Source organism: Duganella qianjiadongensis, from assembly GCF_009857915.1.
GTDB classification, from domain to species: Bacteria; Pseudomonadota; Gammaproteobacteria; order Burkholderiales; family Burkholderiaceae_D; genus Rugamonas; species Rugamonas qianjiadongensis.
In genome coordinates, this window is the sequence record NZ_WWCM01000012.1 from 71942 (window position 1) to 86699 (window position 14758).

Below are 14758 nucleotides of genomic sequence, written 5' to 3' on the forward strand. Positions count from 1 at the left end.
GACAAGGAAACCCATGAATCAAGCATTACCCAAGCTGCCGCTGACGGCAGACCTGCTGGCGCCGGCCCCGCAGCTGCAAGTGTCTGCCGATGGCTACGCCCTGCCGCCGCTGGCCTTGCAGCAGATCGTCGATGCGCCGCGTGCGCCGTCCATGAGCCTGAGCCCGCAGCGTGACCTGCTGGCAGTAGTGCAGACCCCCGCTTTGCCCGGCATCGCCGAAGTGGCGCAGCCGGAACTGAAACTGGCGGGTCTGCGCATCAATCCCCGCATCTATGCCCAGTCGCGCTTCTCGTTCGGCACCGACCTGTCGCTGCTGGAAGTGGCGACGCAGAAGCCGCGCCGCGTGCGCGGCCTGCCGCGCAATCTGCGGCTGGCCGATATGAGCTGGTCGCCCGACCAGCGCTATCTGGCGTTTTCCCATGTGGCTTTCAAAGGCGACAAGGGCGCGGTGGAACTGTGGCTGCTCGATATTGCGGCAGGCAAGGCAGCGCGGCTGTCGGCCCAGCCCCTGTCGGCCGTGCTGACGCGCGGCTTCAGCTGGCTGCCCGATAGCAGCGGCCTGCTGGTGCACTGGCGGCCCGCCGCTAGCGGCAAGGCGCCCGTGTCGGATGGCATACCGCGTGGTCCCGTGATGCAGGACAGCGATGCGGGTGCCGGTATGCGCCAGCTGCGCACCTATCAGGACTTGCTGAAGAATGAACATGATGCGCGCCTGTTCGAGCATTACATTACCGTGCAACTGGTGCGGCTGGACCTGCATGGCAAGGCGCAGGCTATCGGCGCGCCTGCTGCCTATGCCCGTACGGCGATTTCGCCGGACGGCCAGCACATCCTCAGCCAGTGCGTGACGCGGCCGTACTCGTATCTGGTGCCGGCCTCGAATTTCGGCGAGCGCATCGAAGTATTGAATCTGGCCGGTGAAGTGCAGCACATGGTGGCCGATCTGCCGCTGGAGGAGGGCCTGCCGCCGGGGAACGACGCCGTTCCGGCCGGTGTGCGCAATGTGGGCTGGCGTGCCGATGCGGCGGCCACACTGGTGTGGGCGGAAGCGCAGGATGGTGGCGACCCCGCCCGTGCCGTGGCCGATGGCGTGCGCGATGTGCTGTACCAGCATGTTGCGCCGTTCACCGCGCCGCCCCAGGTGCTGGCGCGGCTGGCGATGCGCTATGCCGGCGCGGCGTGGGGGCGCGGTGATCTGGCGCTGGTCAACGAGCGCTGGCACAAGACGCGCGACTTCCGCCAGTGGCGTTTGCAGCCTGATCATCCGGCTGCAGCGCCCCAGCTGGTGTATGCCGGTTCATACGAGGACCGCTACAACAGCCCCGGCGCGCCCGTGCTGCGCGCCGATGCCAACGGCTTCGCGCGCCTGCTGATCGGCGCCGATAACAGCATCCTGCTCGATGGCGCCGGTGCGACGCCGGAAGGCGACCGGCCTTTCCTCGACCGGCTGTATCTCGATACGCTGCGCAAGGAGCGGCTGTTCCAGAGTGCGGCGCCGTACTTCGAAAATGTGGCGGCGGTGCTGAATCAGGAGGGCACGCTGCTGCTGACCACGCGCGAAACGCCGAGCGAACGGCCCAATTACTATCTGCGCGACCTATGCAAGCCAGAGGGACAGCAGCTGCTGGCCATCACCCGTTACCCGCATCCGACGCCGCAGTTGCGCGAAGTGCAGAAGGAGCAGATCCGCTACCAGCGGGCCGATGGTGTGGAGCTGACGGCGACGCTGATGCTGCCGCCCGGCTACGACGTGCAGCGCGACGGTCCGCTGCCGCTGCTGATGTGGGCTTATCCGCAGGAGTTCAAATCCTCCGGCGCGGCCAGCCAGACCACCGGTTCGCCTTACCGCTTTAACGCCGTCAGCTACTGGGGACCGGCAGCGTTTCTGGCCATGGGCTATGCGGTGCTGGATAATCCGTCGTTCCCGATTATCGGTCAGGGCGAAGAAGAGCCGAATGACAGCTATCTGCCGCAACTGGTGGCCGATGCCGAAGCGGCGGTGGCGGAAGTAGTGCGGCGCGGGGTGGCCGAGCGCCACCGGATAGCCATCGGCGGCCATTCGTATGGCGCGTTCATGACGGCCAACCTGCTGGCGCACACACGGCTGTTCCGCGCCGGCATAGCCCGCAGTGGCGCCTACAACCGCACGCTGACGCCGTTCGGTTTCCAGTCCGAGGAGCGGCCCTACTGGAAGGCGCCGCAGGTGTATCAGGCCATGTCGCCGTTTAACTATGCCGACCGCATCAAGGACGCGCTGCTGCTGATCCACGGTGCGGAAGATGCCAACTCGGGTACGTTTCCCGTGCAGAGCGAGCGCATGTTTCAGGCCATCAAGGGGCTGGGCGGCACGGCGCGGCTGGTGATGCTGCCCAACGAGGCGCACGCCTACCGGGCACGCGAATCGATTCTGCATATGCTGTATGAAACCAACCTGTGGCTGGATAAATACGTCAGGCACGCGCAACCCTGAGCGCCGGCAGGCGTACAATCAAGGCTACCCTGATGCAAGGAGAGTGTTCATGCTGACGCCTGCTGCAATGCCCAAGCCCCATCTCTATCCACATCCCGTCGCGCTGTACCTGCACCGTGCGCCCGATCCGGTACCGGCTGATGATCCGGCGCCGCCTGCCGTGCCGCATCCTGTGCCGCAGGATGATCCGGTGCCGGACCACCACCCGAGCTAGATCGCCTTACCGGCCCAGCGCCTAAAGCTAGTCGAAAGCCCAGTTGTACAGCACGTCCAGCGCATTGTTGGTGCCGGTCTGGAATTGCAGGGTAATGCGCGGGTTCAGCTTGTATTTGAGTTTGACCAGACTGGTGGCCGTGCCCGCGCCCTGCTCGAAGCTCAGGTAAGCCCGCGCCGACAGCCGCTTGCCGACCGTAACCACGGTGGACTGCAGTCCGGTGGCTGCGCCGGCTGCCGTGCCGGCCGCCTGCTTGACGCCCAGTTCATCCACCCCCAGCGCATTGGCCAGCCGCCCCTGGCCGCCGCCGAACAGGGCGCCGGCGGCGGTGCTGAGCAGGGCCATATCGTTGCCGCCCGTGCTGTCGATGCCGTGGCCGAGCACCAGCCACGCCAGCTTATCGCTATCCGATACATTGGGCGTAGAGACCAGTTTGGCGACAGGTGCCAGTGCCGTGCCGCGCACTTCCACCCCTGCTTCCACATTGGTTTCGCTGACCGCCTCGCCTTCCGGTCCATGCCGCACCGCCAGAATGTTCAGGCCGGGATTATCGTAGGCGCCGCTGAAGTTGATCACGCCCCGTTCGATGCTGAGCTGCTTGCCGTACGCAGCATAGGTGCCGTTGACGACGCGGATGCTGCCCTGTACGCGCGGCGCGCGCCGCTCGCTGACGCGGATGCGCAGCGTACCGGCCAGCTGGGCGTTCAGGCCCTTGCCTTTCAGGCTGAAGGCGTCGCCCAGGTCGGCTTCCAGATCGATATTGAGCGGCATGGCTGGTGGCGCCTTGCCTGCTGCCGCGCCACGGCCGAGGATGATGACGTCGTCGCTCAGGGTAGGCGTGTTTTCATCGGCCAGTTCGATGCTGGCCCGTTCGGCGCGGTATTTGCCATTAAGCTGGAATTGCTTGGCGTCGCGCGTCAGGCTGCTGCTGCCGCTCACGACGAGGATGCGGTCAGGGCGGGCCAGTACTTCCAGCTTGTCGGCCACCAGCTTGAGGTTCATGCTGGCCTGATTATCGGCATAGCGCATCCAGCCTTCGGCACTGGCACGGCCTTCCGTGCCGTCGAAGCTGAGGTTCTGCAAGCTGAGCTGGTCGCCGCTGATGCGGGCCTGCAGCTGGCCATTGCGCAGCTTGATGCCCTGTTCCGGCAAAGTGAGCAGCAGCTTTTCGCCCGTCAGGTCGCCGTTCAGCTGGGGCGCGGCGAAGCTGCCGCTGCCGGCCACATTGAGCTTGAGCACACCATCGACTTCCATGCCGGGCTGGCCTGCCAGTGGCGCCAGCCATGCGATCGAGCCCATATTGGCGCTGCCACTTAGCGTGAACGGGCTGTGCTGGCTCAGATGGCCATCCACCAGCCGCGTGCTGGCATCGAAGCGGGCCTGTCCGGCGCGGCTGCCGTCGAGATTGAGCTGCAGGCGCAGATTGCCGTCGGCGAGGTCGGCGCGGGCATCGAGCAGGCGCAGGCCCAGCGCCTGCGGCAGATCGGCACCGGTGATGGTGATATCGCCCGCTTCGCGGTACACCCGCAGCATGCCATCGAGCGCTGGCGAGGCGCCATTGCTGGCGGCCTGCAGGTTGAATGACCATTCGGCGCCGATGTTCAGGGTGCTGCGCACGAAGTCATGCCATGCCGGTGACAGCTGGGCCAGATAATTGACGGGGATGGCTTGCGCCTGTCCTTTGCTGCGCCAGCTGGCGCCGTTCTTTTCCAGCTGGTCGAGGCGGATACTGCCTTCCGGCAGTTGCAGGCTGGCGCTGCCCATGCTGATCTGCTGCGGGTGCAGCAGACCGGCCACACCGCTGTCGCGTGCTGCCGTGACTTTGAAGCTGGCGGGAGCGGCCAGCGTGAAAGCGAAGCGGCCACGGTTCTGCAAGCTGTTCAGGGTGCCGCTCCAGCTGTCGCTGGCCCAGCTACCAGCCAGCCGCATGCTGGCATCGAAATCGCCATTGCTGGCGTTCAGTTGCAGCGTGTGGGCGCTACGGCTGCCGCTGGTCTGCAGGCGCAGGCGGTTGAGGTTCAGCGCGGGTGAGCTAAAACGGCTGATGTCGATATCGGCCACCATCGGCACGTCGCTGCTGCTGTCGGTGCTGCCCAGCGTGGCGCTGCCGCGGATGCTGGCGATCTGGCGTGCGCCGGGCAGGTGCAGATTGCTGCCATCGAGTGTGAAGCTGAGGGCGGGCTTGGCGCCCGTGCCGGCCAGTACGCCGGCGGCCTGCAGCGTGCCGCCAAACTGCGGCCCGAGCGGCGCCAGTTGCGGTGCTGCCAGCTTCCATTCCAGCCTGTCGCCGGCTTTACCGAAGCTGCCTTTCGCGCTCAGCGCCATGCTGGCCAGATGCAGATCGATATCGGCGTTGCTGATGCGCTGGCCATCGGCCTGCAGCATGGCCCTGCCAGTGAGGGGCGCTGTGCCTAGCGTGGATGGCTGTAGCGTGAGATTGAGGGCGGCGCGCCAGTCCTGCGCCAGTCTGGCATCGGCGCGGAAATCGGCCTGTATGCTGCCGCTCTGGGCGCTGCCGAAAGCGGCGGGGTCCAGCTTCTGTAGCGTGCCCTGCACCTTCAGTTCGGGACGCCGCGCGGCACCGGCCAGCGTGAGCTCGCCGCTGGCGCGTATCCGGCCATCGGGATTGGGATGTTTGCTGGCGCTGAGCATCAGGCCGCGCACATCGAGCTCGAAACTGCTGCGCGGGGCGGCCATATTGCCGCTGATAGTGCCGCTGGCACTGGCGGCGCCGCCAATCTGAGCGCTGATAGCGTTCAGTTGCGGGGCGTCGACCAGCCAGCGTAGCTGTTCGCCCGCTGCGCCGAAGCTGCCTTGGATGCTGGCGCTGTTCTGGGCCAGCTGCAGGCGCAGGTCGACGCCGCTCAGGTGACGCGCATCGGCACGCAGTGTGCCGCTGCCCGTCAGCGGGTGGCCTTCCAGCTTGCTAGCCTGTAGAGCTAGCGTAGCGCTAGCCTGCCATGCCGGTGACAGCCGGCCGTCCACTGTCACACTGCCATTCAGATCGGCCACAGGCAGCTGCGGGCCGAGGGCGGCCGGATCGAAATGCTGGCTGCGCAGGCCCAGGGCGAATTCGCGCCGGCCCTGCAGGCTGGCCTGTCCGCTGATGGCAAGACTGCCCTGACGGGCTTGCAGGCGCGCCTGCTGCAACTGGAGGCTGCTGGCGGTGAGCAGTGCCTGCAGCTCCAGCTGGAGTTCCTTCTGTGCCAATCTGGCCGTGAGGGTCTGCTGTTTTGCTGTACCGTGCAGGCGGATGTCGCCGGCCAGCGTGGTGGCGTGCAGGCTGCTGTGTACGCGGCGCAGATCGAGTTTGTCGGTATGCAGAACAAACTGGGCGCTTTCCAGTCCGGCCGGGTTTTTGTGCCGCAGCTTGCCGCCGCCAGTGAAGCGGCCAGCGCCACCAAGGTCGATGAGCACATCGTCGAGGCTGGCCGTGCTGCGGCCATCCTTGATGCTGCCGCTCAGGCGTGCCGCCAGCGTTTGCAGGGGCAATGCCTGCTGGTCGATAGTGCCTACTTTGCCGCGGTTGTGCAGCGTCAGGTGTCCCGTCAGCTGCTGCTGTGCGCTCAGGCTGGCCCGCAAATCCAGATCGAGCAGGGCGCCAGGCAGGCCTGCCTGCAGGGCCGCCGGATCTACGCTGCGCGCCTGCAGGTCGAGGCTGCGCACGGGCAGCGCATCGAACGGGGCGAGGCTGGCGCTGGCGCTCGCTGTAGCGCTTTGCAGGCTGGCTTGGGCTTTCAGCTCAAGTGCCGCCAGCGTACCGCCGGCATCGAGCTGCACGCGCGCACCGCTGGCATGGGCCAGTGTGGCTTTGCCCTGCAGGGCAAAGGGGGCGCTGGCGTTCAGCTCCAGTTCGGCACCGATATCGCCATAGTCGGTGCTGGCGCTGGCCTGATGCAGGCGCCAGTGCAGACGGTCGGCGTCGAGCCGCAGGCGCAGTTTGCGGATCACATCCCTGCTGGCAGATTTGCTGCTGCTCAGGGTCAGCAGATCAATGCGGGCGTCGGCCAGATGCAGCACAAACGGCAGCGCCAGGCTGGTGGGGAGAGTGGGGGGCGGCGATTCTCTCAGGCTCTGCACGGTCAGCGCAGCGACGCGCAGCTCGCTGACCGAGAGACCCGCCGAGAAGTACTGCAGCGGCGACCAGTTGATGTCGATCTGTTCGGCCGTGATGACGCTGTCTGCGCTGCGATAGACCAGATGACCGATGTGCATGCGGTGGTACAGCGAGCCGCTGACATCGCTGACGGTGATCTGGCCGCCGCTGGCGCTGGCGATGCGCTGCACCAGTTGCTGCAGGGTGGATTCGCGCCCTAGCAGCCAGAATGCTGCGGCCAGCATGGCGAGCGACAGCAGGCTGGCGAGCAGCAGGCGGCGCGGCCAGCGCCGCGCCGGTGCAGCAGCTTGGGCAGGCGGTTTGCCTTGGGGAGTAGTGGTATCGCTCATCAGAAGCTGAAGCCTAGCGAGAAATGCAGGCGGTATTTGTGCACGGCGTGGCCGTAAGCCATGTCGACGTTGATCGGGCCGACGGGGCTCTTCCAGCGCGCGCCCAGACCATAGCCGGATTTGGGGTGCAGGGTGCTGAAAGTGTCGGCGGCATTGCCGGCGTCGTAGAACACGGCGGCGCCCCAGTGAGGGCGGAACCAGTGCTGGTATTCGGCGCTGGCGGTGCTCAGATAGCGCCCGCCGGTAATGGCATCGCCCACGCGCACGCCCAGCTCCTGGAACGCATAGCCGCGCACCGACTGGTCGCCGCCGGCCCGGAACAGATACACGGCCGGCACGCCATTCTTGCTGCGCGATGCCAGTGCGCCCGCTTCGGCGCGCAGGATGAGGTTATCGCTGCTGCCCAGCGGGGCATACAGCACGCCGCGCGCATAGCCGCGCACGAAGGCTTCATCCGTCAGCAGGGGCAGCAGGGCTCCGCCCAGCTGGGCGCTGAGGGCATAGCCTTTGCTGGGGAATAGCAGGTTATCGAGCTTGCGCCAGATGATGCCATAGGTGAGCGGCAGACTTTTGCTGGTACTGGAAGGGATGCCGTCCAGCGTTTTGGTTTCCGTCAGCAGTTCGAGCGACAGATTGCGTTCCAGTAGCGGCGTGCCCCAGCTACGCTTGGCCGCCACGCTGGCCACGCTGGTCACCTCGCCGGCAATGTCGCTGCGTTCGAAGGCGGCGCCTAGGCTGTCGTTATAACCTTCCGGCGTGGTGGGGAAATACAGCGTGCTGTGGGCCGACTGTTTTTTGGTCTCCAGCGTCATGGCGCTTTTCATGCGCAGGCCGAACACCGACAGATCGTCGTAGGTAAGCGAGGCGCGGTTACCCGTATTGGTACTGAAACCCAGGCCGGCGCTGACGTTGCGCTGTTTGTTCTCGACCACCCGCACCAGCAGCGGCAGTGGCGCCATGCCGGCAGCGCGGCTGGCCGGTGCTTCGGCTGCGGCCAGTTGCTCGCTGAGAATGGCGCTGCTGTCGGCGCTCACTTCCACGCTGCTGAAGTAGCCGCTGTCCTGCAGGCGGGTCTGGTAGGCCTGCAGCGCTGCTTCGTTGTAGTAGTCGCCCGGCTGGATCTGGTTCAGATTGGCCACCACGGACAGCGGATAACGCTTCAGTCCTTCCACCCGCAGCTCGCCGAAGCGCAGTTCCGGCCCGCTGTCGAGCACCACGCGCAGCAGGGCCACATGCTGCTCCGGATCGACCGTGGCGCTGCTTTCGGCAATCTGCGCGCGCGGATAGCGGCTCTGCACCACCTGCCGCAGCAGGCCGCGCTTGGCCTGTTCCCAGTCGTTCTGGCGGAAGATAGCGCCCTGTTTGAGCGCCCAGCTGGCCTTGAGCGCAGCGGGATCGAAGCGTAGCGCCGGCGCCAGATCCGGCGCGTTGTCGAAGCCCTGTAATTCCAGTTCCACTTCGCCTACCCTTACCGGTTCGCCCGGGCTGACGCGGATCTGCACAGCGGGGCGCTCTGCTTCGCGCTCCAGCGTGGCGCTGACTTCGGGCGAGTAATAGCCTTCGGTTGCCACCAGCGTGCGGATTTGCTCGGGCGCCACCCGCACCAGCCGCTGTAGCTGTTCCAGATCCATGCGCGGGCTGTCGCGGAAGCGGCGCAAATCAAGGTTCTGTTCCAGCAGGGTGTCCAGTGGTGCCGGTGCGCTGATGCGCAGTGCGTAGTCGAGCTGCGCCTGTGCCGGCGCAGCGGCGAGAGCCAGCAGCGCGGCGCCGGCACGCCAGCAGGGCAGGGGTGGCGTTACACTAGGCACAACATTCGCCACTACTTTTGCCACAACTTGTGCCAAAATTCGTGAACCTGCTGATAATTTTGCGGGCAATGCCGGTAGCATGAGATTCCATTGGGGGTAAAGCATGTTGCCATGTTACCGGATTGCCCCAATTGATGGCGTACTAATAACGTTGCATACCTTTGCAAGAACCTGAAAGAACACTGTAATGCTGCCTACCGATTCCGCCCTGGTCCTGTTTAGCGGGGGCCAGGATTCCACCACCTGCCTGGCCTGGGCGCTGCAACACTACGCCCGCGTGGAGACCATAGGCTTCGACTATGGCCAGCGCCATGCCATCGAGCTGACCGTGCGGCCGGCTGTGCGCGAGCAGCTGCGTGCCTTTTCGCCCGAGTGGGCGGCGCGGCTGGGGGAGGATCACATGATCGATCTGTCGCTGCTGAAAAATATCGCGCAGACCGCCATGACGCACGATATCGCCATCGAAACCCAGGCCAATGGCCTGCCGAATACCTTTGTACCGGGCCGTAATCTGCTGTTCATGACAGTGGCGGCCACGGTGGCCTACCGGCGCGGCCTGACGGTGCTGGTGGGCGGCATGTGCGAGACGGATTTCTCCGGCTATCCGGACTGCCGTGACGACACCATGAAAGCGCTGCAGGTAGCGCTCAATCTGGGCATGGATAGCCGTTTCAAGCTGGAGACTCCGCTGATGTGGCGCGACAAGGCGCAGACCTGGGAACTGGCGCAGCAGCTCGGCGGCAGTGCGCTGGTGGATCTGATCCGCAGCGGCACCCACACCTGCTATCTGGGCGAACGCGGCGAGCTGCATGACTGGGGCTATGGTTGCGGCAAGTGTCCGGCCTGCGAGCTGCGCGCCCGCGGCTACCAGCAGTTTGCTGGCAGCGGTGCCTAGATGAAGCCGTGGCCGGTCCAGCGCTGGCAGAAGGTGCTTTCGCCGCACATTCTGTCGTCGCTGGTGCTGGCCATCTGCCTGGGCGCTAGCGCCATACTCTGGCAGGGGGCGCACGCCGATGCCGAACGCGATGCCCGCGCCGAATTCGATATGCGGGTGCGCGAACTGCTCGGCAATCTCGATCAGCGCATGCAGACCTACGCACAGGTGCTGCATGGCGTACAGGGGCTGTTCGCCAGTTCGGAACTGGTCAGCCGCGAAGAATTCCATACCTATTTCGAGGCCCAGCACCTGCAGCAGAACTTTGCCGGCATACAGGGCGTAGGCTATATCGCCCTGCTGGCGCCGCAACAGATCGATGCCCATACCGAGCAGGTACGCCGCAGTGGCGTGGCGGGCTACCGCGTGCATCCGGCTGGTCAGCGCGAATGGTATGCACCGATCACCTATCTGGAACCGGGCACGCTGGCGAACGCCCGCGCCATCGGCTACGATGCTGCCTCCGAACCGCTACGCCGTGCGGCGCTGGAACGGGCGCGTGATACCGGTTTGCCGGCTTTGACGGCACGCATCCGTCTGGTGCAGGAGCTGGAACAGGAGGCGCCGGTGCAGGCCGGATTCCTGATGGTGCTGCCGCTGTACCGCCATGGTCAGTCCACCGCCACGTCGGCGCAGCGCCGTGCCGCCTTGACGGGCTGGGTGTACGCGCAGTTCCGGATGGATGATCTGATGGCTGGTCTGGGTGGCGCACGCGCCAGCGGGCTGGATGTGGAAATCTACGATGGCAGTAGTGCTACGGCAGCCAACCGCATGTACGACAGCCAGCCCGACGACCTGCTGCGCAACCGGGTCAGCCAGCAGCAGTTCAGTTTCGGCGGGCGGGTCTGGACCTTGCAGATCCGCGCAGCACACGGCAATGCCTCCGGCGAGCGCAAAGCCACGCTGCTGGCGCTGGCGGGTATGCTGTTCAGCGTACTGCTGGCCGGGCTGACCTTCCAGCTGGCGCGTAGCGGCGAGCGGGCGCGCGCTGCGCAGGCCTATGCCGAGACGCTGGCTAGCGATCTGCGCGAGCGCGAACAGGCATTGCTGGCGCTGGCCAGCGAAGAACAGCGCAGCCGGGCCACCATCCGCAGCATTCTCGATGCGACCATGGACGGCATTCTGGTGGAGGACCCGCAAGGCGAAGTGCTGAACGTGAACCGGCGCCTGCGCGAGATGTGGTATCTGCCAGAGCACCTGGACTGGCAGAGCGACGGCGCGGCCCTGCGCAGCCATATGGCACAGCAGCTGCGCCCGCCCGTACAGGCGCGCTTGCTGACGCCGCCGCCCGACCATACGCTAGGCTGGCCGGCGGAAGGCGAACTCAGTGTGCTGTATCTGCAGGATGGCCGGGTGCTGGAACAGCATACGCGCCAGCTACAGCTGGGCGCAATGGCTGCGCGCCTGCATTCCTTCCACGATATTACCGAACGGACCCGCGCCATGCAGCGCGAGCAGACCCGCCGTCAGGTACTGGAGTTGCTGGCGACGGGGGCGCCGCTGCAGACCATACTGGAAGGCGTGGTGCGCGGCGTCGAAGCGGGCAACGAAGATATGCTGTGCAGCGTGCTGCTGCGCGAGGGCGACAGCGAACACCTGCTGGTGGGGGCTGCGCCCAGCCTGCCGGTATTCTTCAACGCTGCCGTACACGGGCAGGCGCTGAGCGCCATGTCCGGCCCCTGCAGTCAGGCGGTGCAGCTGGGGCGGCGTATCATCGTGGCCGATATCGCCGGCACGCCGGAACTGGGCGAATACCGCCAGCAGGCCATGCGGGCCGGGCTGGGCTCGTGCTGGGCGGACCCCATCTTTGGCGCCAATGGCAATGTGCTGGGCGTGTTCGCCATCTACCATCGCCATGCGCGGCTGCCGGGCATGGCGCATATCACGCTGATCGAACAGGCGGCGCAGCTGGCCGGCATCGCCATCGAACAGGCTCGCGCAGCGCAGGCCTTGCGCGCTGGCGAGGCGCGCTTCCGCAGCCTGTACGATCATGCCCCGGTGGCACTGTGGGAGCAGGACTGGTCGGGCGTGCGGCTGGCGCTGAGCGAGATGGATCTGGCCGGTATCGACGATCTGGCCGTCTACCTGCAGGCCAATCCGGCCCAGCTCGAATATCTGGCGGCGCAGGTGCGCATAGTCGACGTCAATGCCGCCGCGCTGGCACAGGTGGGAGCACGGGCCGACCGGCAGGATCTGGCGCAGCTGACGCTGGCGCAGAATTTCGACGCTGCCGCCATGCCGAATTTTGCGCTGGCGCTGGCCGCGCTGGTACGGGGGCAGCAGATCTTCAGCTGCGAAGGCAGCTTCCGCCGTCTCGACGGGGTGGCGCGCCGCAACGAGCTGACCCTGCTGGTGATGCCCGGCCACGATCATAGTCTGGATTTTCTGATCGTCTCGACGCTCGATACCACCGAGCGCCGCCGCATGCACGATGAGCTGCACCTGCTGGCCACGACCGACGCGCTGACCGGGCTGCCGAACCGGCGCGAATTCATGGGCCGGCTGGAAGAAGAGCATAGCCGGCTGCAGCGCGCACCCGGGCAGCCGGCCAGCGTACTGCTGCTCGATGTCGATCATTTCAAGCGCATCAACGACGAATACGGCCACGCGGCCGGCGACCGCGTGCTGCAGCAGCTGGCCGAACGCATGAACGCGGCAAGGCGCAAGATCGATATGCTGGGCCGCATCGGCGGCGAGGAGTTTGCCATGCTGCTGCCGGCTACCGCGCTGGAGGCCGCGCAGCTGGTGGCGGAACGCTTGCGTGCGCAGGTAGCCGATACGCCCATGCAACTGACGGATGAGATATCGATCACGGTCACCGTGAGTATCGGGCTGGCCCGGCTCGATGCGGACGAGCCGCAGGGCGCCCATGCGCTCAGCCGTGCCGATCAGGCGCTGTACGGCGCCAAACGGGCCGGCCGTAACCGGGTGCTGCTGGCGCAGGATGACGGCCGGCTGGCCTGAAGGCGGATCGGCCGGGAGTGCTAGTCCCGGCCGCTTCCGGTTGAAACGGGTGGGGCTGGCAGCGTGGGCTAGTCACGCTGCGCAGCCGTTTGATCAGACTGCCTGATTCAGTGCCAGATGCTGGCGGCGTTGCTGGCGTTTGCGTACGTAGTAGATGATGCCGACCACCACCAGCAGGGGCAGCAGCAGGGGCGAGACGGCCATGATGCAGATGAAGGCCAGCAGTGCCATGCCGCTTACCATCAGCACGCCCAGACCGGCGAACAGCACGCCGAGGAAGATCGCCACGCCGACGCAGACCACGGCAGCGATGGCCATGCCGCCACTGGCAAACAGCACCCCGAGTATGGCGCCCAGCGGACCGTCGATCTGATCGCCATCGATATTCACGTTGATGCCGTCGCCAAATATTACCTGCCATGCAGAAATGGCCAGGAAGGTGAACAGCGTAGCGATGAACAGATATTTTGCGGTGCTTTTCATGATGGACCCCGATTCAGGTTAAGTTCTTATGTGCCGTCTGGCATGGTTGAACTGTACGCGCGGCGCCCCTGCACAGCTAGCGGTGTGCGATAAAGTGGCGTTTTGACGGGATGGAATGCATGCAGGCCGCACCGAATGGTGACGCCTTGTAATAGGCCGGTGCCGGCCTATACTGAAAGTTCGAGTTCTGTCAGGAGGGTCGTATCATGGTTGCTGTAGAGCGAGTGCGGGCGGCGTGGCGGCGCATGCGGCGCCTGTCCGGTGGCGGGCCGAAAAATCCTCCGTCGGCACCGCCAGCCATCCCGCCCATCATCATCAACCCTTACACTTACCAGATGCCGCAGCCGGCTATCGATCCCCGTAGCACGCCACTGCGGCCCCCGCCCCAGCCGCCAGCGCGGCCCTGCATCGCCCTGTAGGGTAGAAAAAATCGGGGCCGGTAAAGCTTTCCGTACTGGAAAACTTTACCGGCCCCCAAGCGCTTGCACTGTATGCGGCTGCGTCGTGCGACGCCGCCGTGCTGTTATGGCTGGCTGATTAGTAGAAGCACTCTTCGCTGCTAGGACGGCGGCGACGGCTGGCAAAGCCCACCAGACCCAGACCGGTCAGCAGCATGGCATAGGTTTCCGGTTCCGGTACGGCAGCGGCGAACGCGTGGTTATCCGTCTCGAAGGCATTGGCGCTGGACGAGAAAGTCACGCGCGAAATAGTGGTGCCGCCGTTGGTGAAGAAGTTCATGTAGAAGCCGTGGCCCTGATTGCCGTCAGCCAGCACCGAGGCGGCTTGCGCCATATTCGTGCCGTTAATCTGCAGCAGCATGGTATTGCCGCTGTACAGGGTGACAACGTTGTAGTTGTCTGGCGAACCCATGTAGTAGCCGAAATAGCTGGCACCGTTGCCGGCGAAGCTGACGCTAGACGAGCTGACCTGACCGCCGCTGACACCGACCGAGAAGTAGCGGGTGCTGTCATTGGGTGGCGGGGCCGATTCGCCCGGGTAGCCGCCCACCGGGATGATGGCATGGGTCGTATCATAGCTGGCAAAGCCGCTAGGCAGCAGGCCATCATCGAAGGTAATGGTGGTGACGCCGGAAACACCCGAAGTAGTACCGCTAGTGGCCGAGTAGGTGACGCCAGCCTGTGCGCTCAGCGCAGCACCAGTCAGGGCGATAGCGAGCAGGGTTTTGGACAGAGACATGATCGGTTCCTTATCGATAGGCTAGCGGCTTGATGGCTAGCGAAACTTTTATTAATTTCGGGAAACTGCTGATTCTGGATTGATAATAATAATATTCGCACGGCAATGTCTAGTGCTTTTTTAGCAGTAAAACCGCTCGCTACCGCTGCCGGAATGCTTAAAACAGACTTAAGTCGCTGATTCCTAGTGGTTTTTATATTTTGATGCCGGTCAAAAAAATTTCCGTTTTATATTCTTTTCCG

The 14758-nt window shown here is 65.1% G+C and carries 9 protein-coding genes; 5 read left to right on the plus strand and 4 right to left on the minus strand.

The genetic code is table 11. From position 1 onward, the window contains the following. The first annotated feature begins 13 nt into the window (after positions 1-13). Positions 14-2470 carry a S9 family peptidase gene (locus GTP27_RS16745; RefSeq protein ID WP_161040311.1) on the plus strand — a complete coding sequence of 819 codons (2457 nt, stop codon included), beginning with the start codon at positions 14-16 and terminating at the stop codon, positions 2468-2470. A gap of 49 nt (positions 2471-2519) precedes the next feature. Next, positions 2520-2684 carry a hypothetical protein gene (locus GTP27_RS23640; RefSeq protein ID WP_202416888.1) on the plus strand — a complete coding sequence of 55 codons (165 nt, stop codon included), beginning with the start codon at positions 2520-2522 and terminating at the stop codon, positions 2682-2684. Positions 2685-2711: 27 nt separating this feature from the next. Here GTP27_RS23640 and GTP27_RS16750 read toward each other — a convergent pair whose 3' ends face one another. After that, positions 2712-7130 (minus strand): translocation/assembly module TamB domain-containing protein, encoded by a 4419-nt coding sequence (locus GTP27_RS16750; RefSeq protein WP_202416868.1) that lies wholly within the window; start codon positions 7128-7130, stop codon positions 2712-2714. Next, positions 7130-9019 (minus strand): autotransporter assembly complex protein TamA, encoded by a 1890-nt coding sequence (locus GTP27_RS16755; protein WP_161040312.1) that lies wholly within the window; start codon positions 9017-9019, stop codon positions 7130-7132. The genes GTP27_RS16750 and GTP27_RS16755 overlap by 1 nt, the downstream gene beginning before the upstream one ends. A gap of 106 nt (positions 9020-9125) precedes the next feature. Between GTP27_RS16755 and queC the strand changes: the two genes are divergently transcribed. Further along, positions 9126-9833, plus strand: coding sequence for a 7-cyano-7-deazaguanine synthase QueC (queC, locus tag GTP27_RS16760; RefSeq protein WP_161040313.1), 708 nt, complete (start codon positions 9126-9128; stop codon positions 9831-9833). After that, the gene (locus GTP27_RS16765) at positions 9834-12836 is read left to right on the plus strand and encodes a CHASE domain-containing protein (RefSeq protein ID WP_229634071.1); all 3003 of its coding nucleotides are present in this window, start codon (positions 9834-9836) and stop codon (positions 12834-12836) included. 93 nt (positions 12837-12929) lie between these two features. On the opposite strand, the gene GTP27_RS16770 is transcribed toward GTP27_RS16765, so the two are convergent. Further along, entirely contained in the window at positions 12930-13319 is a 390-nt protein-coding gene (locus GTP27_RS16770) for a hypothetical protein (RefSeq protein WP_161040314.1), read from the minus strand. A 206-nt stretch (positions 13320-13525) separates the two neighbouring features. On the opposite strand from GTP27_RS16770, the gene GTP27_RS16775 reads away from it, so the two are divergent. Then, entirely contained in the window at positions 13526-13738 is a 213-nt protein-coding gene (locus GTP27_RS16775) for a hypothetical protein (protein WP_161040315.1), read from the plus strand. A gap of 118 nt (positions 13739-13856) precedes the next feature. Here the strand turns inward: GTP27_RS16775 and GTP27_RS16780 are convergent, their stop codons facing one another. Then, positions 13857-14516, minus strand: coding sequence for an Npun_F0296 family exosortase-dependent surface protein (locus GTP27_RS16780; RefSeq protein ID WP_161040316.1), 660 nt, complete (start codon positions 14514-14516; stop codon positions 13857-13859). Positions 14517-14758 lie beyond the last annotated feature (242 nt).